Source organism: Bacillus sp. G1(2015b) (genome assembly GCF_001482475.1).
Classification (GTDB): domain Bacteria; phylum Bacillota; class Bacilli; order Bacillales; family Bacillaceae; genus Bacillus; species Bacillus safensis.
Window position 1 is genome coordinate 44,891 of record NZ_LKIC01000002.1, and the last position, 26,945, is coordinate 71,835.

The 26,945-nt window shown below is 39.2% G+C and carries 23 protein-coding genes and 2 other annotated features; of the genes, 4 read left to right on the forward strand and 19 right to left on the reverse strand.

Going from position 1 to position 26,945, the window contains the following annotated elements; genetic code table 11:
* Nucleotides 1–93: 93 nt before the first annotated feature.
* The 3 genes from AMR95_RS02215 to AMR95_RS02225 form a co-directional block, all read right to left on the reverse strand.
* Entirely contained in the window at nucleotides 94–723 is a 630-nt protein-coding gene (locus AMR95_RS02215) for a rhamnogalacturonan acetylesterase (RefSeq protein ID WP_041087393.1), read from the reverse strand.
* 152 nt (nucleotides 724–875) lie between these two features.
* The gene (locus tag AMR95_RS02220) at nucleotides 876–1,340 is read right to left on the reverse strand and encodes a DUF6884 domain-containing protein (RefSeq protein ID WP_058837455.1); all 465 of its coding nucleotides are present in this window, start codon (nucleotides 1,338–1,340) and stop codon (nucleotides 876–878) included.
* Nucleotides 1,341–1,886 carry a VanZ family protein gene (locus AMR95_RS02225; RefSeq protein WP_058837456.1) on the reverse strand — a complete coding sequence of 182 codons (546 nt, stop codon included), beginning with the start codon at nucleotides 1,884–1,886 and terminating at the stop codon, nucleotides 1,341–1,343.
* Between the two features lie 176 nt (nucleotides 1,887–2,062).
* Between AMR95_RS02225 and AMR95_RS02230 the strand changes: the two genes are divergently transcribed.
* From AMR95_RS02230 to AMR95_RS02240, 3 genes are all read left to right on the forward strand, one after another.
* The gene (locus tag AMR95_RS02230) at nucleotides 2,063–2,641 is read left to right on the forward strand and encodes a TetR family transcriptional regulator (RefSeq protein ID WP_025093485.1); all 579 of its coding nucleotides are present in this window, start codon (nucleotides 2,063–2,065) and stop codon (nucleotides 2,639–2,641) included.
* An 80-nt stretch (nucleotides 2,642–2,721) separates the two neighbouring features.
* Nucleotides 2,722–3,066: a DMT family transporter gene (locus AMR95_RS02235; RefSeq protein ID WP_047202046.1), complete on the forward strand. Its 345-nt coding sequence runs from the start codon at nucleotides 2,722–2,724 to the stop codon at nucleotides 3,064–3,066.
* A gap of 1 nt (nucleotide 3,067) precedes the next feature.
* Nucleotides 3,068–3,382: a DMT family transporter gene (locus AMR95_RS02240; protein ID WP_003217878.1), complete on the forward strand. Its 315-nt coding sequence runs from the start codon at nucleotides 3,068–3,070 to the stop codon at nucleotides 3,380–3,382.
* Between the two features lie 40 nt (nucleotides 3,383–3,422).
* On the opposite strand, the gene AMR95_RS02245 is transcribed toward AMR95_RS02240, so the two are convergent.
* The 4 genes from AMR95_RS02245 to AMR95_RS02260 all read right to left on the reverse strand — a co-directional run bounded on the left by AMR95_RS02245 (nucleotide 3,423) and on the right by AMR95_RS02260 (nucleotide 11,607).
* Nucleotides 3,423–4,235, reverse strand: coding sequence for a leucine-rich repeat domain-containing protein (locus AMR95_RS02245; RefSeq protein ID WP_058837457.1), 813 nt, complete (start codon nucleotides 4,233–4,235; stop codon nucleotides 3,423–3,425).
* 285 nt (nucleotides 4,236–4,520) lie between these two features.
* Nucleotides 4,521–4,847 carry a hypothetical protein gene (locus tag AMR95_RS02250; RefSeq protein WP_039177201.1) on the reverse strand — a complete coding sequence of 109 codons (327 nt, stop codon included), beginning with the start codon at nucleotides 4,845–4,847 and terminating at the stop codon, nucleotides 4,521–4,523.
* Complete coding sequence (locus AMR95_RS02255) at nucleotides 4,840–5,442, reverse strand: class D sortase (protein ID WP_058837499.1); 603 nt, start codon at nucleotides 5,440–5,442, stop codon at nucleotides 4,840–4,842. Before AMR95_RS02255 ends, AMR95_RS02250 begins: the two co-directional genes overlap by 8 nt.
* A gap of 21 nt (nucleotides 5,443–5,463) precedes the next feature.
* Nucleotides 5,464–11,607 (reverse strand): SpaA isopeptide-forming pilin-related protein, encoded by a 6,144-nt coding sequence (locus AMR95_RS02260; RefSeq protein WP_058837458.1) that lies wholly within the window; start codon nucleotides 11,605–11,607, stop codon nucleotides 5,464–5,466.
* A 699-nt stretch (nucleotides 11,608–12,306) separates the two neighbouring features.
* Here AMR95_RS02260 and AMR95_RS02265 point away from each other — a divergent pair.
* On the forward strand, nucleotides 12,307–13,815 hold the full coding sequence (locus AMR95_RS02265; protein ID WP_058837459.1) for a helix-turn-helix domain-containing protein: 1,509 nt from the start codon (nucleotides 12,307–12,309) through the stop codon (nucleotides 13,813–13,815).
* A gap of 57 nt (nucleotides 13,816–13,872) precedes the next feature.
* Here AMR95_RS02265 and AMR95_RS02270 read toward each other — a convergent pair whose 3' ends face one another.
* The 12 genes from AMR95_RS02270 to AMR95_RS02325 all read right to left on the reverse strand — a co-directional run bounded on the left by AMR95_RS02270 (nucleotide 13,873) and on the right by AMR95_RS02325 (nucleotide 26,813).
* Nucleotides 13,873–14,154 carry a hypothetical protein gene (locus tag AMR95_RS02270; protein WP_039177194.1) on the reverse strand — a complete coding sequence of 94 codons (282 nt, stop codon included), beginning with the start codon at nucleotides 14,152–14,154 and terminating at the stop codon, nucleotides 13,873–13,875.
* A 342-nt stretch (nucleotides 14,155–14,496) separates the two neighbouring features.
* Nucleotides 14,497–15,780, reverse strand: coding sequence for a hypothetical protein (locus AMR95_RS19185; protein ID WP_058837460.1), 1,284 nt, complete (start codon nucleotides 15,778–15,780; stop codon nucleotides 14,497–14,499).
* Between the two features lie 26 nt (nucleotides 15,781–15,806).
* Complete coding sequence (locus AMR95_RS02280; RefSeq protein ID WP_058837461.1) at nucleotides 15,807–16,376, reverse strand: hypothetical protein; 570 nt, start codon at nucleotides 16,374–16,376, stop codon at nucleotides 15,807–15,809.
* 158 nt (nucleotides 16,377–16,534) lie between these two features.
* Nucleotides 16,535–18,463, reverse strand: coding sequence for a threonine--tRNA ligase (gene thrS, locus AMR95_RS02285; protein WP_082672193.1), 1,929 nt, complete (start codon nucleotides 18,461–18,463; stop codon nucleotides 16,535–16,537).
* 52 nt (nucleotides 18,464–18,515) lie between these two features.
* Nucleotides 18,516–18,740, reverse strand: a binding site (T-box leader).
* A gap of 37 nt (nucleotides 18,741–18,777) precedes the next feature.
* Nucleotides 18,778–19,001: a binding site (T-box leader), on the reverse strand.
* A 189-nt stretch (nucleotides 19,002–19,190) separates the two neighbouring features.
* Nucleotides 19,191–19,952, reverse strand: coding sequence for an HNH endonuclease (locus AMR95_RS02290; RefSeq protein ID WP_058837462.1), 762 nt, complete (start codon nucleotides 19,950–19,952; stop codon nucleotides 19,191–19,193).
* A 216-nt stretch (nucleotides 19,953–20,168) separates the two neighbouring features.
* Nucleotides 20,169–20,999 carry a DNA alkylation repair protein gene (locus AMR95_RS02295; RefSeq protein WP_058837463.1) on the reverse strand — a complete coding sequence of 277 codons (831 nt, stop codon included), beginning with the start codon at nucleotides 20,997–20,999 and terminating at the stop codon, nucleotides 20,169–20,171.
* Nucleotides 21,000–21,185: 186 nt separating this feature from the next.
* A complete protein-coding gene (locus AMR95_RS02300; RefSeq protein ID WP_058837464.1) occupies nucleotides 21,186–22,373 on the reverse strand; it encodes an MFS transporter in 1,188 nt (395 codons plus the stop codon).
* A gap of 26 nt (nucleotides 22,374–22,399) precedes the next feature.
* On the reverse strand, nucleotides 22,400–23,221 hold the full coding sequence (locus AMR95_RS02305) for a MerR family transcriptional regulator (RefSeq protein ID WP_058837465.1): 822 nt from the start codon (nucleotides 23,219–23,221) through the stop codon (nucleotides 22,400–22,402).
* Between the two features lie 160 nt (nucleotides 23,222–23,381).
* Nucleotides 23,382–23,897 (reverse strand): hypothetical protein, encoded by a 516-nt coding sequence (locus AMR95_RS02310; protein ID WP_058837466.1) that lies wholly within the window; start codon nucleotides 23,895–23,897, stop codon nucleotides 23,382–23,384.
* 32 nt (nucleotides 23,898–23,929) lie between these two features.
* On the reverse strand, nucleotides 23,930–24,340 hold the full coding sequence (locus AMR95_RS02315; RefSeq protein ID WP_058837467.1) for a DUF6508 domain-containing protein: 411 nt from the start codon (nucleotides 24,338–24,340) through the stop codon (nucleotides 23,930–23,932).
* A gap of 115 nt (nucleotides 24,341–24,455) precedes the next feature.
* Nucleotides 24,456–25,841 carry a 23S rRNA (uracil(1939)-C(5))-methyltransferase RlmD gene (gene rlmD, locus AMR95_RS02320; protein WP_058837468.1) on the reverse strand — a complete coding sequence of 462 codons (1,386 nt, stop codon included), beginning with the start codon at nucleotides 25,839–25,841 and terminating at the stop codon, nucleotides 24,456–24,458.
* A 102-nt stretch (nucleotides 25,842–25,943) separates the two neighbouring features.
* Nucleotides 25,944–26,813 carry a DNA-3-methyladenine glycosylase family protein gene (locus tag AMR95_RS02325; protein WP_058837469.1) on the reverse strand — a complete coding sequence of 290 codons (870 nt, stop codon included), beginning with the start codon at nucleotides 26,811–26,813 and terminating at the stop codon, nucleotides 25,944–25,946.
* Between the last annotated feature and the right edge of the window lie 132 nt (nucleotides 26,814–26,945).

The following is a 26,945-nucleotide window of genomic DNA, read 5'->3' on the forward strand; positions in this document are numbered from 1 at the left end:
TCATATGTATCTATTGTAGTCTACTCCAGTGAAGGGAATCAATAGCTTTCTGCAAAAAAGAACAGGACGAGCGCTCACTCGTCCTGTCATTCATCACACGATGGTTAAACCAAGGTCTTTTAATTCAAGAGAAACAAGTCTTGCAATCGCATCTGCGCCTTCTTTTGTAAAGTGCGTGCGATCCTCAATTCCTGTTGACAGCATAAAGTAAGAGGTCGTTTTCTCTATGCCGGAAATTTGATAAAACTGAAGACTTGCGGTATTTAAATCGACGAGAAGAACTTCTTCTTCATCGGCTAATTCTTTCATAGCGGCACAGTAATCAGGAAAATCATTGATATATTCTCCGTCTTTTTCATGAAAACGGCCGACTGGGGTGAGTAAAAGTGGTGTTGCCCCTTTTGCTCTTGCTCCATGAATATATTGAGACAGGTAGCTTTTATACGTCGTGAAAGGATCTGTATGGCGCTCAGGCTTCTCCTTGGAAGCATCATTGTGCCCCATTTGTGTGAAAAGCCAGTCTCCTGGCTGAATGTCAGCCAATATGTCATCAAGGCGTCCTTCTTCAATGAATGTTTTTGAGCTTCTTCCACCAATGGCACGATTCTCGACGTGAACGCCGTGCGCTGTATAGCGGTGTAAAAACTCTCCCCATCCTCCTTGAACAGGACGATCTGGATAAGATGAAACGGTCGAATCACCAGCTAAATAGATGGTTGTCATGTTCATACGCCTCCCTTTTTCATTGAGCCACTTCACCCGAGCGATACGGGCATCCTAGTGGCTGCTGAAAAGATATGAAACAATCAGCATCGCTATTTCAATTATTCTCTTTTTAATGATCAAAACCCTGCTTACCGGTAGATGTGAATGTGTTAAATATGCGGCGGAAGTTCTATTTTTGATTCCACTGCTTGATGTAACGCCTGAAGCATATAGCCAATTCCTTTATATGGAGCCAGCGGGTAATTCGCTTTTTGATGAGGATGTATTAAAGGGTCGATCACTTTTCGATATTTCTTCCCACCTAGTACCACCAGTTCATCATATGCGAAAAGGTTTTTTTGATGAAATTGCTGGCTCAGTTCTTCTCGTGTGATCTGCTTAGCATGCGGTATACCAAAAGCCACATCATAATTTTCATGTATGATATCATCTGCCTTTAAGAATCCGTGCTTCGCTGATAAGATCATCCAGTCTGAAAAGAACGTTTGAGCATAGCTTTTCGTACGCTGATGCAGGGGACTTAAATAAACAAGGTTCGCTGGCTGGCTCCCTGCCTCTGGATCAACGTCCCAAATTTTCTTCGCGCCACATGGAATAATACAAACTCGCTTCACTCAGGTTTTCTCCTTCCTTATTCGATAGATCTGATACACGATACAGCCTAGCGCTGTGCCAAGTGTATTTAAAAGAATATCATCAATATCGCTGCTTCTTGTAATGATACCAGATTGCGAGAACATCCATTGGAGCATTTCGATCATGGTTGACAGGAGAAAGCCGCCAAGAACCGCCTTTTGCCAGCGCATCGTTCGAAAGGCTTGATAAAGAAAAAAACCGAGTGGAACAAATAACAATATGTTCCCTGCTAAATTTAAAAAGACGAGATTTGGGTAGCCGTGATGGTAGGCGTGAAGATTTTGATAAATGGACTGCAAAGGCATGAGATTCACACTCACCTGATCCCTTGGGGCGGAAAAACGATTTGGAAAGACCGTCAAATATAATAAAACATTCGTATAAATAAACAGGCAGGCAAGGACCAATTCTGTTCGTAAATAGATAAAACGATGTTGCTTCTTTGCCTGTCTGTATCTCATATGTAAATAGAGCGGGACGAGCAGGAGAAAATAAGCAATGGAAAACATAGCACTGGATGTCATACAGAAAGCTGCCCCTTTCTCACATGATGATGCTTGACCATATTTACAGCTTATTCAGGGTTGCCCGCATCTATTCATCACTTATTCTCACATTCAATGAAGAGAAAACCATATTGACAAATCGTCATTTTCTCGCTAAACTGAATGACATTCAGTCATTTAAGGTCGGTGATGATATGTCGAAACGAGAAAAGATTATGCTTGCTGCGATTGATGCGTTTAAAGAAAAAGGCATTGAAAAGACGACCATTTCGGATATTGTGAAAGCAGCAGGAGTAGCGCAAGGAACGTTTTATTTATATTTTCCTTCAAAGCTTTCCGTCATGCCTGCGATCGCTGAACATCTGATCGCTCAGATGGTGCCTGCGATCGAAAAGGAATTCACTCAGCATGCAGATGTCCTCGATCAAGCAGATGCGCTTGTTGAATTCATTTTCGCTTTTACAAGGCAATACCGTGATGTCCTTGCCCTCACCTACTCAGGCTTAGCCGCCACCGAGCATTTAAAGGAATGGGAAGATATTTATGAGCCGATTTACAAATGGGTCGCTGCTTTTCTAGAAAAAGCAAAGCAGGACAAACGAGTCCGTGCGAATTTGAACTGTCAATACGCGGCGAAATTCATTATCGGTTTACTAGAATCGTCTGCTGAGCAAATGTACTTATTTACGGAAACAGATACAGAAGAGGTTCTGATTCAAAAGCGAGAGGTGAAGCAATTTCTTCTTTACGCACTTGGCATAGAGACACCTTAACTTAGTACAGCACTTGCTGTACGCTCTTTTTTGGCTTTAAAATGACGAATCGTCAGTTTTGAGTTTTAGGAGGAAATACAATGAAAAAAAGCTGGATGTATGTTGCACTCACTTGTTTATTCGAATTACTTTGGGTGTTTGGTTTAAATAGAGCAGATGCGTTGTGGGAGTGGGCCATCATTATCTGCCTGATCCCGGTTGATTTTTATTTTTTAATGAAGGCCTGCGAAAAGCTGCCGACAGGGACTGTGTACGCCGTGTTTGCCGGTGTTGGAACGATTGGGACATCTTTGATGGATTATGCCCTGTTTGGCGGTTCGTTTTCATTTGAAAAACTCTTATTTATGGGCATTTTAATTCTCGGGATTATTGGACTGAAAGTGTCTGATGGAGATGCACATGAGCAGAAAGGAGAAGCGGTATAACATGGGCTGGTTTTTTGTACTGTTAGCCTCTGCCTGCGAAATCGGCGGGACCATTGGCCTCAATATGTTTAGTAAGAAAAAGCAAATCACGACAGGCATTTTATTTGTCGGCGGGTTTGCGTTATCCTTTTTGTTTTTATACGCCTCGTTCTCGTCCGTTCAAGTATCCGTCGCTTATACGGTCTGGATCGGGCTTGGAACGGCGGGCTCTGTCTTGTTTAATATGATTCTATTTAAAGAGCCGAAAAACATGATTCGTATACTCAGCCTGCTGCTGATTGTGATTGGTGTGGTTGGGCTGAAGTTGTTTGCGTAATAGAAAAAGTAATGGAATTGATTTTCCATTGCTTTTTAAGTTAATTTATATACTTTTGTTGGTACGCTTTAAATTGTTTTTCGTATTTTTGCAACTTTGCCCCATCCACTTTTGAATTTAATTTCGGTTTTCGCTTTCCAATCACCATCACATCTTTATCTACAATAGGACTTGATAAAAAGATGTATGGTGCAAAACGATCACACTTCGTATTTGGGAGGGTTACGGATAACCTGGCATATTCTTCTGTCGGGAATTGGTTCGAAATGTCAAGTTCCTTGAGTCCCTCTAATTCCGATATTGGCTCTAAAGACTCGTCCTTCACTTTTATATTTGATAAGCACAGATATTTTAAATTCTTGAGGTATCTTAAAGGTTGAAGCGTATTTAAATTTAATGAATTCCAAACCCCGCCTGACAATTCTAGCAATTCTAAACCAGTGTTTTTTTGCAAAGGGGCTATGTCATTCAACTTTGAAAAATCTTTTATGGATAAAGATTTTAAAAACGTGTTTTTTGATAAATCCCATAAATTTTGTGCCTTTGTATTCCATTCAAGTGCCAATACCTCTACATCTTTAAGAGAACTTATCATTGATAAATCTTCTACTCTCAGTTCATGCACAAAGAGCATTTTTGGATTAACTAAACTCAAGATCGTATTGAATTCCTTTTGGTCCACTTTGTAAATCCACAATTTCGTCAGGTTAGAAAAAGATTTCAATTTTTCAATGTTTATTGTTTTCCCTATAATTAACAACTCAGTAGAATTTTCATCTACATCGGCTAAATCATGAACAACTTCTGGTCGTTTGTCATGATGAAAAATATATTGGGGGTCTTCTTTTCGCATGCTTTTACCTCCACACCTATAATCAAGGAATATCCAAATAAATTTTATCAGTATTTAGGAGTCAACACATTATGATCTTTAGCATTTTCTACTATTTCTTATGAAGCAGTCATTGGAGACTATCTGCTAGTCAGCGGACTTCTACCAATTGATATGCTAATTTTAGTAGATAATAAAGTTAGCAAAACGCCTATATATAACAAATAAAAGAACTCTAATTCGTATACGAATTAGAGTCCTCATGATATGACTGATTTTATTTTTCTACCTTAAAATCTTTCTCGTTTAATGGGTATCTTGCTGCTCAAGCAATAGATCCATTGCGTAAATCGATTCGCCTTTCTCATCCAACAGAAAGTACACAATCAAAGGTTCTCCAAAAGCTGCTGTCTGTTGCGTGAACAAAACACATGTGAATTTTTCAATACCAACTGGCAGCTTTCTTTTTAATAAAGGGTGAAGAATAGGTGAAGCCCGAATTGTATCTACATCAACATCCCAACATTCGTTTTTTAAAGTTGGATATTGCTCTGATAACAATTGGTGTAACATGCCGGTCGTGAGCGCTGCTTTTCCATCGCATCCATCATTTATTATGTTGGTGTTATACATCCGACAGCTGTTCACCCTTTGAAGCGTTGATTCGTATTCCTTTTAAGACAAAGCGTTTCTGACCATCAAGTGTACAAGTGATCAATGTCAGTTCATTTTTCCCGCGATCCTTTAATACATCCACATCCGTCGGTTCTATCGTAGCAGAGCTGACAATTTTATATTCGTATGTTTCAGCTTGATGATGTAAGACGACTTTTTCTCCTTTAGGTACCTCTGGCAGCTGCCGGAAAAGGCGGTCGCCTCTATACCCTCTATGGCCTGCAATCGTGAAATTTCCTTCACCTGGCATTTGATGAGATTTGATTTGAGTCAATGCAATGCCTAAATTTTCTTTTGTTGTAACAGGCAGCACTTTTTCGTTTAAATCAATTGACGGGATCTCTAGCTCCATCACATCTCGCAGGTCTTCTTCTGACACAGTTAAATGTGGAATAGAAGAAAGGGCATCACTTTCATTTTCTTCAATCATCTTTAATGCCTGTTCCATTGCTGCTGTCTCTTGAGAAGTTCGCCACTCATATAGAAAAGGAACGGAGATGAGCATCAGCCCCGTGACCACCAAAAAGCTGCCTAATAAGGTTCTTTTTTTCATCAATACACTCGTTCCTTCCTCTTACTGAATGGTTCTTCTTCTAAGAACAAGAAGAACAGTTCCAGAAGCTACTAGTAAAATCCCTGCATACATCAAGTAACGCAGCCATTCTTCTCCAGTCTTTGGCAGCTCTCCGTTTGAGTCATGAGGCGGATGTTGATCCCCTTTATCTGAAGCTGGAGGATTCGTGTGGTCCTCTTCATTCTTCACTGGTGCATTTTTCACAATCATTGTCTTGATCTCCACTTCGCCCATTTGAATTGTAAAAGCGAGCGGTTTCTTTAAAGCTACATAACCATCTGGTGCTTTCGTCTCTGTGAGTAGATACTCTCCAGGTTTAAGCCCTTTGACAATGGCTTCTCCGTCTTTTCCTGTTGTCACAGATTTTATGGTTTTCCCAGCTTTTGTACGAATGTCAAAGGCTGCCCCTTTTAAGGTTCTATCTGTCTGCTGGTCTACCTTTATGATACGCAGACTTCCTAAGATCAAGTGATTCTTCGCTGTTAATTGAAGCGGCTTCTGCTGATTTTTCTCAATTGTGAACAGGATCGGCTTATTATCCAATTCATAACCATGAGGTGCTTTCGTTTCAACGAATTGATATTCTCCCGGTTTTAGATCGTTGATGTGAAGCTTTCCTTTTTGGTCCGTTACAAGTGATTTCTTCAACGTTTTTCCTTCTTTACTCAGAAGAGCAAACTCTGCATTTTCCAGCGGATGTCCCTCATCATCGATTTTGGTCAGTTCCACTGCTCCCGGCGTCAGTTTGTTGATCATTTCTACTTTTGCTGGTTTGTCTTGACCTAAACGAATCGTAAATGAGACAGGTGTCTGATCCAATTCATAGCCGGCAATGCTTGCTGTTTCGACAAATCGATAGGTTCCTGGCTTCAGTTGATCGACTGTCAGTTGACCGTTTTTGTCTGTCTTTAAGTCTTTCTGAATACGCTGATCATGCTCATCCATCAGATCGAAGGTCACCCCAGCGAGCAACTGACCATCCTCTCCTTTTTTCTGAAGCTTCACAGCACTTGTCGTCCGAATATTTTCTTTGGTCACTTTCACCAGTTGATTTGGGTTGAAATCAATTTTAAATTCTACTGGTTCTGCATCTAGTTTATGTCCAAACGGAGCCTTCGTTTCAACCAATTGGTAAGCGCCTGGTTTCAAATCGTTGACAGTGATGATGCCTTTCTCGTTTGTTGTTAAACCTGACATCATTTCTTTGCCATCGTCATTGAAAAGTGTAAATTCTGCGCCTTTCAATCTTTCTTTTTCTTCCCCTATTTTTGTGAGTTCTACAGAACCTTTCTTGAGCTGATTGATTGCCTCCACTTGAATCAATTCTTTTTGACCTAATTCAACTTCAAAGACAAGTGGTTTCGTACTCAATTCATAGCCTTCAAGACTCTTTCTTTCAACAAATTGATAGGTTCCAGGTTTTAGCCCTGTGAAGGTGATCTTTCCATCCTGATTGGTTGTAATTCCTTCTCCTCCTGCCACTATCTTTCCTTTATCATCAGATAGATCAAAGACAACCCCTTCTAATGATTTCCCATCTTCGCCTTTTTTGTGGAGCAGCACTCCGCCTGTTTTGCGGCTATTTTCTTTTGTCACACTGACCAGCTTCTCAGGGTTAAATGGAATAGCAAAAGTGACAGGTGTTTCGTCAAGCTCGTGACCGAATGGCGCCTTCGTTTCAACAAACTGATAGGTTCCAGGCTTCAGATCGTTGACGATGATCTTCCCGTTCTGATCAGTGACAAGACCTGTTTTCATCTCTTTTCCATTTGCATCTATAAGCTTGAATTCTGCTCCTTCAAGCACATCATCCTTTTCACCGAGCTTCGTGAGCTGGACAGATCCAGTTTTGAGATCATTGATCACTTTGATTTCTGCCGGTGTTTTTTGTGCGATTTCGATGGTAAAAGGATAAGATTTATTTTTCTTTTGGTAACCATCAATACTCTCTGTCTCCACGAGCTGATATTTGCCCGGTTTGAGGTTATCAACCAAAAGCTTCCCATCTTCATCTGTTGTCAAATCTTTACGCACGACTTTCTCATTTTGATCCAAGACTTCAAATCGAACACCTTGAAGCTTCTTGCCATCTTCCCCTTCTTTTATCACTTGTAATGCACTTGTTTCATAGAAGTTCTTTTGCGAAATGACGATTGGTTCCTTTGGATCAAGTGGTACTTCAAATTTGATTGGCGTTTCATCTAATACATAACCATCGGGTGCTTTTGTTTCAATGAGCTGATACGTGCCCGGCCTTAGTTCGTTTATCGTGATCTTGCCATTTTCTCCTGTGACAAGCGAACCTTTTAGCTCATGCCCATCTTGATCTAAAAGCTTGAACTGTGCACCTTCTAGTCGCTCTCCGCCTTCACCTATTTTGCTCAATTCTGCAGAGCCTTTGATAATGTCATTTACTGCAGTTACAATTGTTGTTTCTGTTTGATTTTCTTTAATGGTGAACGGCCATTTTTGCTGATTTAATTGATAGCCTTTCGGTGCGTTTGTCTCAACAAAATAATAAGAACCTGGCTCAAGATGTTTGAAAAGGATTTCTCCTTTTTCGTCCGTTTTCAAATCGGTTTGGACGGTATCTCCAGATTCATTTTTCAGTTCAAATTCTGCATTCTCTAATGCTGCACCCGTCTCTTTGTCTTTTTTCGTTAACTTGACATGCTGGCGGATTTCTTGGTTTTGCACCGTCATGCTATTTCCTGATTTCGCTTGATCTCCAGATTCGTAAGGCTGATCAATCGTTACATGGATCGGATCCTTGGTTTTAATATAACCATCAGGTGCTTTCTCTTCTGTCACGATATAGTCACCATACAGAAGACGATCAAATCGAAGAGATCCTTCTTCATCTGTTGTCTTTGTACCAATGACGATGCCACTCGCAGCATCTGTAAGTGAGAAGGTTGCTCCTTTTAGCGCTTTTCCAGTACTCGCATCTACCTTTTTAACGGTTAAAGCACCAATCGCTCCTGTGCCGTCCCCCATGCCAGCGGTGCGTTTGACCACAATTGAGGCTTCGGATTCCTTTTTGATTTCTTTTACATTTTCACCTCTAAACGTTACTTCGTTTTGAAGTGTACTTCCCACCTTATCTAAAATGAGAGATTGGTATTCCAAAATATATGGTCTCGTGATTTCTTCTTTAAATTTGATTTGAAAAGAATCTGGGTCGAATTCAAGGTCTAGTTCATAATCCTTCCCTTTTTCCAGCTCTTCTGCTTTTGTCACTTGCCCCTTTTCATCTATTGTCGTCGAATAGAGATGAAATGAGTTTTCTATTATGGCTTGGTTACTGCTTGGATGGTCTATAATCGTCGCATCTTGGACTGTTGATTGACCAAAATTGATATTCACTTTCCAATCAATAACTTTCCCTTGTTGATTTCCTGATTTGCTCGTGTATTTTCCTCCATTTGGGATGGACACCACAGCATTCACATCTGATTCTTTTGTCTGTCCATCATAAAGGGTCGCTTTATTTTCGTAGGTTTTCTGTACTAAATCCATTCCTTCAACACTTGTTTGATACGTGATTTTGTATGGGGAATCAATGGCTTTTTTGAAGATGACTTCGAAGCCTGTTTCTCCCTTTTCATTTTCAAGGAATTTGATGTCATAATGTTCTTTCGCTAATACCTCTTTTTCTTCTGCCCCATTTTCCCCGCCTTGTAAATCAAGCGAATAGACGGTGATTGAATCTTTAAGCAAACGCTGATTTCCTTGAATGAAATCCTCGATTCTCGCCTCTTCTAGATGTTTCAAATTATAGTTCACACCGATATTCCATGTGATCTCTTTTTTCTTTGCATCATAAGTTCCGTTCTTAAAACCATTTGACTGCGTGTATGTGTCAGGCGTGAAGACAGATTGATTTTCCTTCGTCAAATCCTTGCCATCTTCATTTATCCATTCAAGCTTTACATGATTACGCAGATTCTTTTGGTCTTTATCTGCTCTTTTTTCATAATCAAAAGACGTTGTATATGTGATTATATGTTCTGTCTTAATCTCTTTCGTAAATTGAATATCAAATCCATTTTCATGTTCAATTATTAGGTAATCTGTGCCTTCTTCAAGCACTGAATTGCCTGTCGTCACTTTTAAACTATCTTTTTGCAACGTCAATCCTTCGTTTGTAAACGTATCTTTTAATATCAAATTGTTCATCGTTTGTTGATCTTTGTTGAAGGTGATACGCCATGGAATAGTCTTGGTCTTGTAATTCGGTGTTCCATGATTTTTCGTTAGGATTTGCTGGTCAATTCTTTGCTTCACTTGTTTGCTCTCTTTGCCAGCTGTTACCGTATTGATGATCTCTTCAGCTTCAAAAACCCGCTCGGTTGCTTTTGTTTGATAGGTGATGAGATAAGCTGATTGAATATCTTGATTGAATTGCAAGGTAAACCCGTTTTGTTCATCCTTTTTTTGAGGTTGAACTACATAATTTTCAAACGCTTTTGTCCCTGCTTCGTTGCCATTTTGATCAATTGTGACTTCTTTGACTTGAAATGAATCAGAAATCAGCGCCTGTGTGCCATTAAAGTAGTCTTCTAACAAAGCATCCTTTTGAGCCAGCTTTTTTTCGTTATAGTTATATCGAATTTCCCAAGTAATCGTTTGTGTGACTGGATCGTAGTGAGCGGCTTTTTTATTTAAAGGACTGCCTCTTGTCACATTCACTGTGCCTTCTGCTGAACTGATCACTTTATCACCGGAAACTAGGGACGCTTTATTACGAAATGCAGACTGATCTTGATTTGTAATGTCCGTTTCATACATTAAACGGTAAGCTAGATGCACGTCATCTTTAAATTCAATCGTGAAATCTTGACCATCTGCTGTTTGACCGATTGTGTAGTGGTTTTCGTCAAGCAGCTGTCCAATCGATGTTTCTCCATTTAGCTTTGTATCAATACGATAAAGCTTGATTGAATCTTTTTTCAATGCCTGACCTTCTTGAATCGGATCTAATAGCTTCGCTTGTTTCACATCGTCTAAGTCCATATTAAAATCTACTGTCCATTGAATGGTTTCAGCATTGTAAGATCGATTTGGTTTTCCCTTTTTAGAGACGTTTGGACCATTTGGAATGTATTGAATCGGAATAGATACCGTATCCTTGCCTTCAATCGGGGTAATGATGACTTCTTTTTCTTCAGTGATGACTGTTTGTTGATCTAATTGCGTCCAAACTTGAAGTGTTCCATGGATATTTGAATATTGTTTAATAAAATCGGTGAACTCGATGGAGGCATTTCCGCTCTCATCTACAGAGAAATAACCAACGGTTGCCTGATTAAATTTCATCTCAAGACGATCGATTTTTTCGTAAATCACTAATTCCTCTGGAACCTTGAAATGGAATTCATCTCCGCCATTATAGCTATGCCCATTCGGGATGGCCCACTCATAGTTAATGGAAATCAGCGAGTTGATATCAGGTTTCTCAATTGAATTTCCTTCCGGATCTTCAAATATTAATTTCGCATCAGTGAGGAGATTTTCTTGTATCAGCGTTTGTTTTGTAACACTTTGCAGCCCTGCACGCTTAGACACGCTCACTTTGTTTTTTAGTAATTCATCTTCTTCGTTTTGTTTCGTTTGAGCGGCTTCTTGATTGTTAGAAGCTTTATCTTTCTCAGATGAGGTTGAGTCATCTTTTGGAAGGCTTTCTTCACCCTCATTTTGCTTTGTTTTCTCTTCTTGCTGAGTTATACTGGTGACATCGATGTCAATTGATCCTTCTAAATTTGGATCGATCTCAACATCTTCTTTAAATTTTACCGTCACTTCATTTTGTTTTGAAACGGTATACTCGCCAACAGGTATGTCACCTACAGTAATGGGTTCCTTCTGCTCCTTCTCTACCTGGATGGCTGAAGGAAGAGTGAAAACATACGGATATTGTTTTTTTAGATCAATTCCTTTTATTGACCAATGCACAGTGGCCTTTCTTACTTGCTGGTCTTCCATGCTTGATAACTTATTGCCTTCGCTATCAGCAAACTCAATATCCCCATAAATATTTTCTTGAATTTCTTTTGCTTGTGCCCCTGCTAAAGGCAAGACTCCTAATATACTAGACTGTATGACTAGCACTGTAATGAGTGCCAGCGACAATATTCTTTTCAATACATCCACCCTTTTCTAAAATTAATTTTCAGCAATGATAAAAAAATCAGTTGTATACTGTCAGATCAATCACTCCTCTTCTGATCAAATATTTTCTAAAAAATTGCACCTTACGACCCTATGAATAAAATGAGTTGATCAATCATGATAGTGGATTCAATAACTGGATTGGGGTCCATAGAAATGGGGAATAGTGAGAGGGATCATGAAAGAATAAATATGAATTTTTCTATTGATACTTGAATGAACAATAAACGATGTGTACATGCATATATAAGCATGTATTCACATATAGTTCGTTCATATGAAACAAGCATGTATCATATGGTATGTATGGTTAGACAGTTCAGCATCATATAGACCGCATTCCTTTCTACTCCCTTTCATATGGTAATCAAAAATCTGCTGCATTTTATTCTTTCATTTACCGTTTCAACAGCAAAAAAATAAACAAAATATCTAAAATGATCCATTTTTATAGGATTCATGGCATAATTATCACCTTTTAAAAGAAAAATATGGAGAATTAACGAATAATATTTGTTTTCGTCTAATTTTTTTCTCTTTTATCATGAAAAGTGAAGACAAAACGATTTAGCCTAAACATTAAAATCATTTTATGCCTATTTAGAAAATCAAATGTTCTTTAAGTGAACTTCATAATATAGAGGCAAGCCAAGGGAAGGAGTTAGTTGTTTAATGGAGCTCATTGATAATAAATCAAAGAGATGGATAAAAATTTTAAAACTGCTTGTATCAAAAGATAAGTGGTGGAGCCTTCAAGAAATATCGAATGAACAAATCGGTTCGGTTCGTGCCATTCAAAGCGATTTAGAACAAATGAAGTCGTTCCAAACAGAGAACGGAGAGCCGTTAATCCACATAAAGCCAAGACAAGGCATATCCATTTGTTATACACAGACGATACGAGTCGACTACTATATCAAAGAAATTCTAAAAGATACGATTGAAATTCGATTGATTGATGGCGTTTTCTTTGAACAAAACAGGTCTTTCTATGAATGGATGGACATACTGAATATCAGTAGATCCACATTGTATAACACCATTCATAAAATCAATTCGCTTCTTATCTCGTATGACATTGAGTTACGACCAGATAGTATGCAGTTCCATGGAAATGAGAAGGAGATTCGTCAATTTTTTGTGGAATTTTTGTTTGAAGTCTATGGAAGCAGGCTTTGGCCATTCGATGATATTCAAAAGCAAGATGCAGTTGATTTTTTACAAAAGCTATTTCAGGTGCTCGAAGTCAATCTACCTGATGTGGCGATAGATAAATTTTGCCTATGGCTCGCCGTTTCCATACACCGAGTGAGGAAAAATTTTTCAATACGACGCAATTATAGGTACTCAATGGATAAGGAAAAACAAACATCTACAGCTAAAGGTATCTATAATCAAATCAAAAACTTGGAAGAACACGTTTGCCAAATGACAAAGGACACTTTTGGTGTTACGTTGGATCGTCACGAATTTGTCTTTTTACTATTGATTGAACCAGCTATTGGCCATTATAAATCAATTGAAACTGTCGAAGAAAAATTGACGTTCTTTCAATCGCATACACCACACCTCTTCGAAGCCATTCATTCCTTTATCAACCAACTGGAGTTGATATTTCATCAAGAGGTGGCTAATCGCAAGGCGATGACACTGATTCTTCTCCAATATTATGTGTATTCTAGGGAAATTACCGTAAGAGATGGATTCCTTTTCAAAAAGAAATCGAGGTATTTATCAGAGGTAAAAAAACAGCTTCCTTACTTCTATTCGAGGATTACTCATATCATCCAAGAGTTAAAAACAGACGATATACTTGCTTCTTTTGTGAAAAATGAACGAGAATTGATTCGTATCATTACTTCTAACTGGAGGGGGCTTGTTCATTTGGAAATGGATCGGAGAAACGTGTTGAACATTTTTGTCATTTCAACATTAGGTTATAATCATAGTTTGTTTATTGCGGATTTAATTAAATTAAGATTGCCTCCTCTCATTCATATTTTCACAAGTCCAGAAAATACATTAAATGAACAGACAATGGATCGACTTGGGATTGATATGATTGTGACCGATACTGAACTTCCTAATCAATTAGGACGGTCTACGCTGCTGATCAGCTCTTTTCCAACAAAGAAAGAAGTGGACAACTTGCACTCAAGATTGGTTGATATGACAAACTAAGATTCACCAAAAAAAAAGCTGCTGAGGAGCTCTCTCAAGCAGCTTTTTGCTTCTGTATTAATGAAGCGCTATTTGTTCATTCATCAAATCAATAGCATAAAGCGATTGCTCATATTCATCTAATAGAAGGTAGACTTTGAGCGGTGCAGCGGTTTGATCTGTCTGCTGCGTGAATAGGACACAAGTGAATTTTTCGATTCCTTCTGGCAGCTTGCTTTTCAGAAAAGGATGAAGAATAGGAGAGATTCGAAGGGTATCAACATCTTGCAACCAAAGCTCATCTTGTAACGCAGGATAATGGTCAACCAAAAACTGACGAAACACTTCCAATGTACTCAAGTTAGATATCCTCACTTTCTTCTATTTATAGCTTTAAGCTTACCTAAAACAAACATGTTCAACTCACCCTATGATCTCAGTCCGCCTATTTTCGCATACTACTAGAGACACAATGTCATTTTTTCTTCTAAAAGATTTGTAGATCAACTTTACTGTCATGAGTTTTCCATATGTATGACGTTTACTATATGAAATACGAATTCCCACCGATGGACCTATGATCATATTCTTATCTGTTTCTTTCGTGATGAAACGACAACTTCCTTCTACAAAATTCCATTTTTATTCTAAAAAGAGGAAAATAGGCCAAAAAAGAACAGCTGCTCACTGTTCTTTTAGAAGTTATGAAAGGTCTGTCAAAGAGAATACTTCGCCGCTCACTGCATCAACGCCATCATGACAGTCAAGCTTGCCGCATAAAACATATTTTTTTTGCACATCGTCATAGACATAGATGGGTGTAAGTTCGAGGCGTTCTTTCAATGTTTCAAAGGCTTCTTTCTGAGATATGGTGATTTCACTAGCTGATTGAGATGGATTGAGTATCCCGCATACTTGAAACATCTCTTTTTTATCTATGTAATTAATGGCTTCAAAAGTGTTGGCATCAATGAAGACCTTGATCTTATCCATAAATCCACAGCCTTCTTGCTCATTCGTTTTTAATATCGCTTCGATATAGCCATGATCACGGTGGAGTGTTTTAAGCACCCACTTCCCTGTATCCTTTGAATATTTTTGCGCCAAAAAGGTGCGAACCGCTTTGATACACTCCGCTTGCTCTTCTTTTGAGATCGGGAATGTATCTGGTGAAGGCTCCAGTGAGAAGGCTTGTTCAGCAGTAATGTCCTCGTTTATATTGACTTCCTTTTTTTCAAAGGCTTTGGTTAAAGGTTCATTCCACTCCATGACCTGATTCATGTGTATACAATGTGTTTCTTCACGCCCAATTTCAAATGGTACCGTTCCTGTCCCATCATTCTTGACATAAATTTCTTCTAACGCAAATATAGGGCGGATTCGATTCTGCTCGAAGGAGGGCCAATCAAACCGCTGCACTTGCTGCTGAGTTAAATCCTCGATCCTATCAATGGAAAGCACATATTCTTCAGCTCTTAGTCGTTTTTTTGCCATAAATGGCCCTCGATGTATAAAGTGAATGAGCTGCCCATGTTCATCCCATTTCACCTCGATTCTACCTGAAGGCGTCACTTTCACACCATCTATTGATTCTTCGAAAAAAAGTTCCCCTTTCTCCTTTTGATGCATGTGAAAATGCTCACCATCAATCAACCCTGTTTCTTGTTCAATCCATTGAATGGCATGAGCTGGATAAGGGCTTTTAAATGTGACACCATTCTTCGCGAAGGTTTTATCCATGACAAAAATAACTGTTTCAACCTGCCCTGTATTCAAATTCACGTCAATCACGGCTGTGCCGTCCGGGTTTAGATCATCGTCCTCTGGTTCAGCTTCATGGGTGGGAAACCATTCCATATTCAATGTATACACCGTTTCATTGAACATATTGACGTAACGATGAAAACTGTGCCTTTTTAGATAGTAAAGCTCTAAGCCAAATTTCGCCTTTGTCTGATCGATCAGTTGTTGAATGTTTGCATTCATTTTTTTCACCTCAAAATGATTCAGTCTTATGGAAGAACAAAGATGACGATAAAGCTGAAGATAACGATCGCTGTTAATAATCCTAATGCCATTGCCAGCATATTTGATTCCTTTGTAAAGCCTTTTAATCCGTGCGCTTCAGTCGACCGGTCGATTTTTCTAAAGCGAAAGAGCATGCTTATATTGATAAGGGCTAGAGCCATAACAAATAAGAAAATGAGAAACTTAAGTTCTATTTCAAAGAATGAATCTGGTATTGTTTGTAAACTAAATGATTGGAAGAACATAAGCCCGCTCAAAATCAATTTCCAAATGTTCTCCATTCTCTGTTCCTTCTCCCACTCTTTCCCCAATTTCTCTTTTTCATAAATGGCTACCTGCTCAAAAATGGGAATGAAAGACTTTGTTGATCCTTTTTTGATCAAGCCGTAAATGCCTTGAAGGAGCATGAAGATTCCTAAACAAAGAAAGAAATATGTAAATTGAATCTCAACTTTTTGAATCAAAATAAAAAAAATCAAGATCATCACGCCGAATAGTAAATTAGAGATAACTACTTGTTTTGTCCTCATCTTTTTCAGTGCAGCTTGTTCCATGTAATACTCCTCTCCGTTTTAAAGGTTTCTGTTAAACGCTCTATCTTTATTACGATTTTACCGAAAAAATGTTTCAATATTTTCCCTTTCCATTGCAGAAATGGAAAGGGAAAGACGCCCATCATTCAATGGACGTCTCATACTTCGTAATGAAATCCTCACATCATTTCTTGAGCAGCTGTTCTGTCTTTTATTTGCTCAGCTGCTAAACGTTTAAAGTCCTCAACAGACATTTGCTTTGAAGTCTTTTCTCCGTGCTGTCTAATATTTAGTGTGTTGTCTTGCATTTCTGTATCGCCAATGACAGCGATATAAGGGATTTTTTGCATTTGTGCTTCTCTCATTTTATAGCCAAGTTTTTCATCCCGCTCATCGATTGTTGCTCTTATCCCGATACTTCTTAATTGCTGCTGCACCTCTAAGCAATGATCAAGGTGAACAGTTGAGACTGGGATGATTTGTACTTGTACTGGTGCTAGCCATAATGGAAAGACACCCGCAAAATGCTCAATGAGAATGCCAAGGAAACGATCTAGAGAACCAAAAATGGCGCTGTGAATCACAACTGGCCGTACCTTTTCATTTTTTTCATTGATATATGTTAAATCAAATTTCTCAGGCATTTGAAAATCCAGCTGAATCGTGGCGCACTGATGGCTCCGCTGCAGGGCATCTTTAATATGAAAATCGATCTTCGGGCCATAAAATGCCCCATCTCCTTCATTTAGCTGGTAGTCGACCTTTAGACGATCAAGCACATTTTTTAGTGCTGTTTCGGATATTTCCCAAATAGCATCATCCCCTAAGGCTTTTTCTGGACGAGTGGATAGCTCGACTGAATACTCAAACCCAAATGTCCGATACACATGATCAACTAATTGGAAAATCCGTTTGATTTCAGCTTCGATTTGATCTTCTCTTAAAAAAATGTGAGCATCATCTTGGCAAAATGTCCTGACCCTGAACAATCCATTTAACGCTCCGCTAAATTCATGACGATGCACCTGACCAAACTCAGCCATTCTGATTGGAAGGTCTCTGTATGAATATAAGCTGTTTTTGAACATGAGCATATGCCCTGGACAGTTCATCGGTTTTAAAGCAAAGCTTGTATGGTCTACTTCTGAGAAATACATATTTTCATGATAATGATCCCAGTGCCCTGACTTTTCCCAAAGCTCTTGGTTCATCATAAACGGTGTACTCACTTCTTCGTATTGCGCTTTTCCTCGCACTTCTCTTGAAAAGGCCATTAATTCATTTCTGACAATCTGACCTTTTGGTAAATAAAACGGCATGCCTGGCGCTTCTTCTGAAAACATAAAGAGGGATAACTGTTTCCCTAATTTCCGGTGATCACGTTTATTTGCTTCTTCCATGAAATGAAGATAATCAGCTAGATGATTTGGATGCTGAAACGCTACACCATACACTCGCTGCAAGACATCCTGATTGCTATCTCCCCGCCAATAAGCCCCTGCAACACGTGTTAGTTTAAATGACTTTAAGTACCCTGTAGAAGGTACATGCGGCCCGCGGCATAAATCTACAAATTCTCCTTGCTGATAAACTGTGATGGCTTCTTGAGAGGGCAGATCTTTTAAAATATCCAGCTTATATGGATCATGTGCAAACAGCGCTTCAGCTTCTTTGTAAGAGACCTCTTTTCTTTGGATAGGATGATTCTCATTTATGATATTTTTCATCTCTTTTTCAATTTCTGCTAAATCCTCTACGCTTAATGTTTGATCGAGCTTCATATCATAGTAAAATCCATTTTCAATGACAGGTCCGATTCCCAGTGTGACATTGTCATATAACCTTTTCACAGCCTGGGCTAATACGTGTGCAGATGTATGGCGCAGCACTTCAACCCCTTCTTTTGAATCAAGTGTGACAATAGACAGCCCAACATCGCTGTTTAGCTTTTCACTTAAATCAACCATTTGATCATTGACCTTTCCCGCCACCGCTTTTTTTCTTAAGCTCGGACTAATATGGGAGGCAACATCTGCAACAGTCGTACCTGCTGGAAACTCCTTTATCTTTCCATCTGGAAATTGAATCTTCACCATGTTTTCTCTCATAAATGACACACCTTTCCTATTTTTTGAAATAAAAAAACACACCCATCCCTCATAGAGGGACGAATGTGTAATCCGTGGTTCCACCCAAATTCCCATAACGCGTATTCGCTTTATGGCTCTGGTGCCGTAACGTGGCATTGACGGTATTGGATACTGCAATTTTCCCCAATACAGCTCAAAGGTGGTAAGACAGCTTTTCTGCGTTAGGAAGATTTCAGCGTGACTTCCCTCTCTGGTAACCGATAAAAGCTGCTCATGTCCTTTTCAAAGCAATGATCCTATATGAGTGTACAAAAAAACACACCCATCCCTCATAGAGGGACGAATGTGTGATCCGTGGTTCCACCCAAATTCCCATAATGCGTATTCGCTTTATGGCTCTGGTGCCGTAACGTGGCGTAGACGATATTGGATACTGTAATTTCCCCAATACAGCTCAAAGGTGGTAAGACAACTTTTCTGTGTTAGGAAGATTTCAGCGTGACTTCCCTCTCTGATAACCAGTAAAAATGGCTCATGTCCTTTTCTTCGCTTTTAATTTCTCCATATCTTACATGATGATAATGGATGATGTAAAGCTTTATTTTGAGTAAAGCTAATGAAATTCATTCTTTCAAATGACATTTTGAGTGATTTTACTCAGGCTATAATCAATTTGTCCTAAATACTCAATTAGAATCCTTATGTAGGTAGTAATCTTAAGCCAGCTATAATTCCCTTAAATTTCTCAATCCTGATAATACGTGTATAGCTGTGAAATTTCTATATCAATTCCACCTTTAAGAAGTCTCTCTCTCCTATTGTGAAATAGCTTATCTAATATTTCTTTCTTGTCCTCAAATCGTCCATAATGGATTTTCTTATGACAGACTAAACAAATTGAAACAATATTAGCATGGATGTCTAAACTGTGATCAAATTGATCCTGATATTGCATCGGTATCAAGTGGTGAGCCTCTACATAATTCTCTCCATTAAACTTAGAAATAAAATGATTATGCTGTTTATCGAACTCACATAAATAATCTGCATCAGCAACAGCTAAAACTGCATATTTAGGATTTCTACTCCATACCTTTTTATTTTTCACTAACCTATGTTCAGGCTTATCTCTTGGCTTATCCTCAATATCAGCTCTACCGACATCAGCAGAATCTCCTATTAGGTACTTTTCAAACTCCTGCTCCTCTTTAAATAGCTCTGCTTGCAACTCAGAATCATCATAATATTCAATGTATTTTTTAAAATGATTTAAAGCTACACTATACATCCTATGTCCTTTTTCATTCTTCTTTTTGAACTCTGGATTACTAAGAATTTCATCGATAAAGGCAGCATCAGTTAGATTAAATAAATTAATCTTCTGTAATCCATAGTCTCCTAATTCTGAGGATATAGTGCCGATCGCTTTAGAGTATCTTCCAATAGAGTATGGTTTTATATTTGTATAAGTTCTCAACCAATCAGCAAAAGTATCTTGATTCATCAATGGTACGACTCACTCTCTCTGTATATTGTTTTCTTTATAGATAGATATTCAGAAGAATTAATATGCTCTATTGAATGGTTACAAAAACAATATTTGACTCAAACAAAACTTAATTTATACCATTCTGAAGAATATACCTGCATACCTCTAAGAATTTCTCCTGAATCATTTAGATAAAAATTCCCTCAAAAAAGGAAATTTAGTTCATGTTCTTTTTCACAAATTCCCCTTCACAATCGTTCTCTTGGCTTTCTTAACAATTCTGCTTGTCGCTTTTGTATTAGAATCCTTTGACCACTGTTCGCACAGATTTCGTACCCAATCAGGCTGTGTTTTACTAGCGTCATTCAGCCAGTTTCCTACAGAATCTTGAACATATGTTGATGGATCAGATTTGAGGTGATTTAGAATTGGCAGTGCTCTTTCTGGCTCCTGTTTTAATAACTCAATATGCTTTGTCCATACACCTCTTGGACGGATTGCCTCTACAGAGAATCGACGAATATTTTCATCCTCACTTTTTGTCCATTCTGTTAAATATTCTATACTTTGATCGAGCTGCTGACTTAGACTTTCTCTCACTGACATCCAAGCAATTTCGCGTACACCAAAATGATGATCAGCTGCAAATGGCTGAATGTACGCTAGTTTCTCTTCTAAAGAGGATGAATGCTGTTTGTTCATATAAGCAGCCCAGCAGCGGACGCTATCAGATATGTGACGACTGCATGCCTGTATGACTTCCACTCTTTTCTCCTCATTTTCTTCCTGCAGCACTCCATCTAACAAATGACCTATGAGACGAATCGCTTTCATGCCTGACTCCGCTTTTTGTTTGGCGATTTCTGCTGAAAGATCGATTAAATGTTTGTCTAAACCAATAGACGGCAAAACATGCTGTAATAGAGTCACGTGATTGACAGCCAACCATTCAGTTAAATTGACACTCTCTAACTCTCCCTGATTCAAAAGGATCAAGACGTCATGAGGAATGTCACTCCCCTTTCGAGCGCCTTTCCGATTGATGATCTTCTCACTTATTGGCATTATGTATTCTCTCCTGTCTAGCAGTACACTTTTGGCATTATTTTTTGGAGTCATTTGTTATTAACGCTTAAAGACCTTTGGATATTCACTCCCATTGTAGCAAATAAACTTCCTCAACTGGTTCATTTTTCAAATCAAAAAGGAACTAACGAAATAAGTAGTTCCCTCAATACTAGTGAATCTATGTTACCTTCCTTGCTCCATCACCTTCAAACTCTTCTGCTGAGAGATTCGGTCAAATGCCACCATCAAGATGGTCATGAGCAAAGCGAGAAGAACCGTTCCAGCGCTGATCCAGCTGAGGTTCAATATAGATGTCCTGCTTAGTACAAGTCCTCCTAACCCCGAGCCTAAAGCAAATCCGAATTGAATAAATGATGTATTGACACTTAATGCGATATCAGGAGATTTAGGTACAAGTGTGACAAGATATAGCTGCTGAGCTGGCGATGTGCTCCATGTTGCAATCATCCATATCATGATCACCGCCACCATGACCACGAGGTTCCCTGTCACAAATGCTAGCAGCATAAGCATGATGATTTGTAGAATAATTCCGGAGAAAATCGTGAATGTTGGGCCTTTTTTATCTGCTGCTACCCCTCCAAGACTGGAGCCCAAAAAGCTGCATATTCCCGCTAGTAATAAAATGCCACTGATTTCTGTGATGCTAAGGTTTGCTGATTCTTGCAGGAAGGGCGTTAAATAGGTAAATAAAGTGGAATATCCCCCAACATAGAATAGCGTCACTGCCACTGCCAGCAAAATTCTCTTATCTTTTAAAATTGATAACTGCATACCTAGCGTCACCGGTTCTTGTTCTTTCATAGAAGGGATGCGCCTATATACAACAATCAGCGGAATGAGCGTGATCAATCCAATGGCTGCAAATAATGCTTTCCATCCAATCATGCTGCTTAGAAATGTCCCGATTGGCACACCTAAAACCAAGGAACTGCTTAATCCCATTAAAATGATGCCAATGGCTGTTCCTCTTTTTTCTCGCTCGACAAGACGAGTAGCCACAGCCATTGCCACCACAATGGCCGTCCCTCCACTAATTCCTTGTAAAATCCTTGTCATCAGCACCATTTCAAACGAATGGCTGACACTTGTGAGGATATTACTTAAAGTAAAAATGATCAGCATCCATGATAATATTTTTCTGCGGTCGATATTGATGGTTAGTGCAATGACAATCGGTGCGCCGATTGCTGCTGAGAGCGCTAAGGATGTGACCAATAAACCAGCAGCTGATGTCGTGACCTGTAAATCATCTGCGACCATTTGAATAATCCCTGTAATGATATATTCGATTGTTCCGATTAAGAAGGCTGCTAAAGCAAGTAAATAAACAACGGCTTTATTTTTCATCGTGACGTTTCTCCTTTGGGCAATGTTTACACTTCATTTTTTATAGGAATTTGTATTTCAATGAGTCTTCCTTCTTCATTTTCAGACAATGGGTAATAAATCTCTCTGCCAGGCTGATCTTCTTTCACGCGGTATCCGTTATTTTCGATCCATGTCGCCAGGTCAACACAAGCAGATTGTGCAAATGGAGAATCTGAATGAAATAGGAGCGTCGCCATGGTTTCTTCAGCTGGTAACGTGCGCATCGTAATTCCCTGAGGCAGAGAGCCCCTTAACGCTTTAGCGGAATACCCAACCTGAAATTCGAACTCACTTTCTTTAGCAAGTGATTCCCTCCACAGCACGATTTGTGGCTCAGAGTTCAATTCTTGCGGATGTTTTTGTAACAAATGATGAAACGTTTCAAAGAATGATGGGATTTCGTCAACAGTTCCGTTGACTTGAAAAGACATGATGTGTTTGCTTTCAACCGATTTGATGATGACCTCCTGCTCTTTTTCAACACACCCCTCTCGTTTGATGAGGTGCATCCGCTCCTTAATACGCGCTAATTTCTGCTGTTCTCTCTCGATCAATTGCTGAATCTCACTCTCTTTCAAGAGAAACATGCCCTGAATCTGGTCGACAGAAATATCTTCACGAAGAAGCTGACTCATTTGCTTTAACGTAAAGCCTAATTCCTTGTATAGAAAAATCCGATTGACCTCAAGCAGCTGCTCAGCTGAGTAATACCGGTATCCAGAATCTTGATCGATCTGTTTAGGCTTTAATAAATCGATTTGGTCATAATACCTTAAGGTTTTGACAGGGACTTTACTTAACATAGAAAAATCGCCAATCTTGAACATCCTGATCTCCTCCGTTTTGTTGATCTGATCAAAGTATAAACCCTTCAGTTAAGGGGAAGGTCAATAGAAGTTTTTCATTTGCATAATCATTTGATGAAGTTGAATAAATTTTTCAAAAGCGCAAAAAGCCTAGATTTCTCTAAAATCTAGGCTTTGCCCATTATCCTAAAATTTTTTCTAACAATCCCATCTGCTCAACAATCTTCATATCATTCATAAATCGTTCCAAACTTACTTTATTCTCTTTTTGTAAGTCTGTTGAATAACCTAAGCATATATTAAAAATACGATCTAACCTTTCTCCGTCTCCACTATAAAAATAATTCGTCACTACTCCATTATTTTTACTTACAAGAACCACAACTGTAGCCATCTCTAATACATATTCTATATCTTCTTTAGAAATCGTTCGATCTTTTTTCTTAGCACTCATGAATTCATGACTATGAATAGAACGAATCCTACCTTCAAGTAAATTGAGTATAGACTTCTTATAAATGACATACACACTGTGAATATGACTTTTATCAGGACAATAGGGATCTTGTAAAATGAATTTTATACGTTCATCTTCTTTTTCAATTTTTATTGCATCAAGTTCATATAATAAAATTTGATCAATTTCTTCTATTTTCATAGGAGGAAAAGTATCGGCTGCATCTGTTTTATTTTTCATATGATCACTCCAATAATTGAAATAAACCGCTCTTAGTCCAAACAATCTAATCTTTCAAGACACTTCAACATGTTACCACTTTTAAAGAAATTGAATATGGCTCCCTCACTAAATCGCTCAGCTCTTACAACCCCCATGATGAGAGCAAGTACACACTGCGCATTTAAATTTGAGATGTCCACATGCTCCATATCGTTCGATCCCCATTCAATTCCATTTTCTGAGAGGATTTCACTATAGCGGGTAAGTTCCATTTCTTGATGCTGTTCTGCAAAGGTATAGACATCATCAAGAAAGCGTTGGACCGTTTCGGAATAATTCACAAAGGGCATCTGGATTGGGCGTTCAGCTGTTCCATCATTTTCTTGATCGATCACCCATTCTCCGATATGGTCCTCGTGAAGCATCGGTATGTATTTTGTCAGTATTTCAAATTGACTCATCGTTATCCTCCTCTATTTTATGAACTTGATTTACTCAGTTGATAAAAAAATCCGTGATCATCCTACCAGTTAGCCACCAGTATTCAAATCACGGACTGTTTATTCACTTCACTTTTTACACTCTTACCATTGATACAACTGTCTCCACATGCGCGGTATGCGGGAACATATCAACTGGCTGCATGTATTCGATTTTGTAGTCTTTTGACATGTATTCAAGGTCTTTTGCTAGTGTGGATGGGTTGCAAGAGACGTAGACAAAGCGTTTTGCTTTGACTTGTTTGACGGTGTCTAAGAAGGTGCGCTCGCAGCCTGTTCTTGGCGGGTCGACGACGATGACGTCAGGACGGAAGCCTTCTTTGACCCATTTTGGCAGCCAATGTTCAGCTGTTCCTGTCACATAGGTTGCGTTTTTCATGCCGTGTTTTTTGGCATTTTTCTTCGCATCATCGATTGATTCTTTGATGACATCCATTCCTCTTACTTCTTTTGCGCCATCTGAGAGCCACATCCCAATGGTTCCAACGCCGCAATACGCATCGACGACCTTTTCTTTGCCAGTCAGTTTGGCCGCTTTTTTCGCTTCATCGTAAAGCTTTAGCGTCTGCTTCGGATTCAATTGGAAGAAAGCACGTGCACTTAGTTCAAAAGAGACGTCTCCTAAAAATTCTTGGATGACCATATTGCCAGCTAGGTGAGATGTTTTATGGCCGAAGATGACTGATGTTTTTTCGCCATTGATATTATGCATAATGGACGTCACTTCAGGCAGACGTTTTTGAATGGCTTCGGCAATTTCTTTTTTCTTTGGAAATTCAGGTTTTGATGTGACAAGAACGACCTGTACTTCCCCTGTTTCAAAGCCGACACGCACGACAATCGAACGTACGTCGCCTTTTCTTGTTCGTTCATTGTAGACCGATACGCCGAATTTCTCTAAAATTTTGCGGACAACGCCCGTTGTTTTGTTTGTTTTTGGATGCTGCACGATACATTCCTTGATCGGTACAAGCTTATGAGAATTCAGTCCGTAAAGTCCTGCAATGATGTCTCCGCTGTGAGAACGTCCTACTTGGAACTGACTTTTGTTTCGGTAATGCCACGGGTCTTCCATGCCGATCGTTGGCCTAATATCAAGCTTTTCAACCGATAGCTTTGTATGGCGCTCCATTGATTGAATGACAATATCACGCTTTTCATTTAGCTGCTGCTCATACGCCAAATGCTGAAGCTGACAGCCGCCGCACTCTTCGTATACTGGGCATGGCGGTTTGACTCGATGCTCAGAGCGCTTTCGCACTTTCCTGACCGTACCTTCTGCATATTTTGCTTGGACATTCGTTGCTTCAACCACCACTTCCTCACCTGGAAGCGCGCCTGGGACAAAGACCACTTGTTTTTTAAAATAACCGACCCCTTCTCCATTAATGCCAAGGCGTTTAATGGTAAGCGGGAACTGCTGTCCCTTTTGCAAAAGGGCACCTTGCTGTTTTTCTTTCACTTTATTCTCTCCGTTCTATTTAAACCATTGATAGGTTGTCTTCATTTTATTCCATCTCCTTAGTATATCACGTCTTGGACAAAGAGAGAAAATGCCTTTCATTTATTTATCTGTCTCAATGCTTCTCCATAAATATAGAGAAGCGTAGCTTAAATATGGAGTCCATTCCTTGCTTAGCACTGCCATCTCTTCTTTTGTCGGTTTTTCAGGCAGGTCGAAGTGCTGTTTGATTGCATTTTGAATGCCGATATCTGCCATTGGAAAGAGATTTGGTCTTCCAAGCCCATTCATGAGCACATTTTGAACCGTCCAAGGTCCAATCCCTTTAATCGGAAGCAATCGCTCTTCTACCTCCAGATCAGATAAATCGTGTAATTCCTCTAAACAAAGAGAGCCGCTCACAATTCGTTTCGATACATCGATAACATATTCTGCTTTTCGCTGACTAAACTGCAGCTTTCTCAAATCCTCTGTTTCAAGAGAGGCAATGGTTTCTGGTAAAGGATCAAACCATACACCTTCTATTTGCTCGCCGTACGTATGAACAAATCGTTTCGTGAGCTCGTAAGCAAACGAAAGGTTCAGCTGCTGATGAATGATGCATTTCATGAAACAATGATATAAATGAAAATCCAGCATGAGTGGCGTTCCGATATGCTCCTCAAAAATGGGCGCTAAATTGGTTTGAGAAAAATGGTCTTGAATCATGTGTAATTGATGCTCCATGCCAAATATCCGTTTTACCTCAGAAAGAAGGGGTTCCTCTGGGCCGTTTGATCGCACCCGGAACATAGGCGCATCTATTGTTCCAGTAGCTTGAACGATGACCACATACGGTTTTTGCTCCAATCTGATCGGCACTTTGATTTCTCTTTGACTCAAATCGACTGCTTTTAATGGATCACTTGATAAGCGTCTAAGCACTTGATCGAAATGATACGGCGGCTCTATCACCAGCTGTTTTTCCCACATACATGTCCTCTTCCTTTCTGCCAACATACGCAGATGTAATTGTTTCATTTTGCATGAATGATTCTCTTTATTGAATACTTTTTAACATAAAGAGTACAAGAATTTATCAGTTATATCTTCCTTATTTGTGGT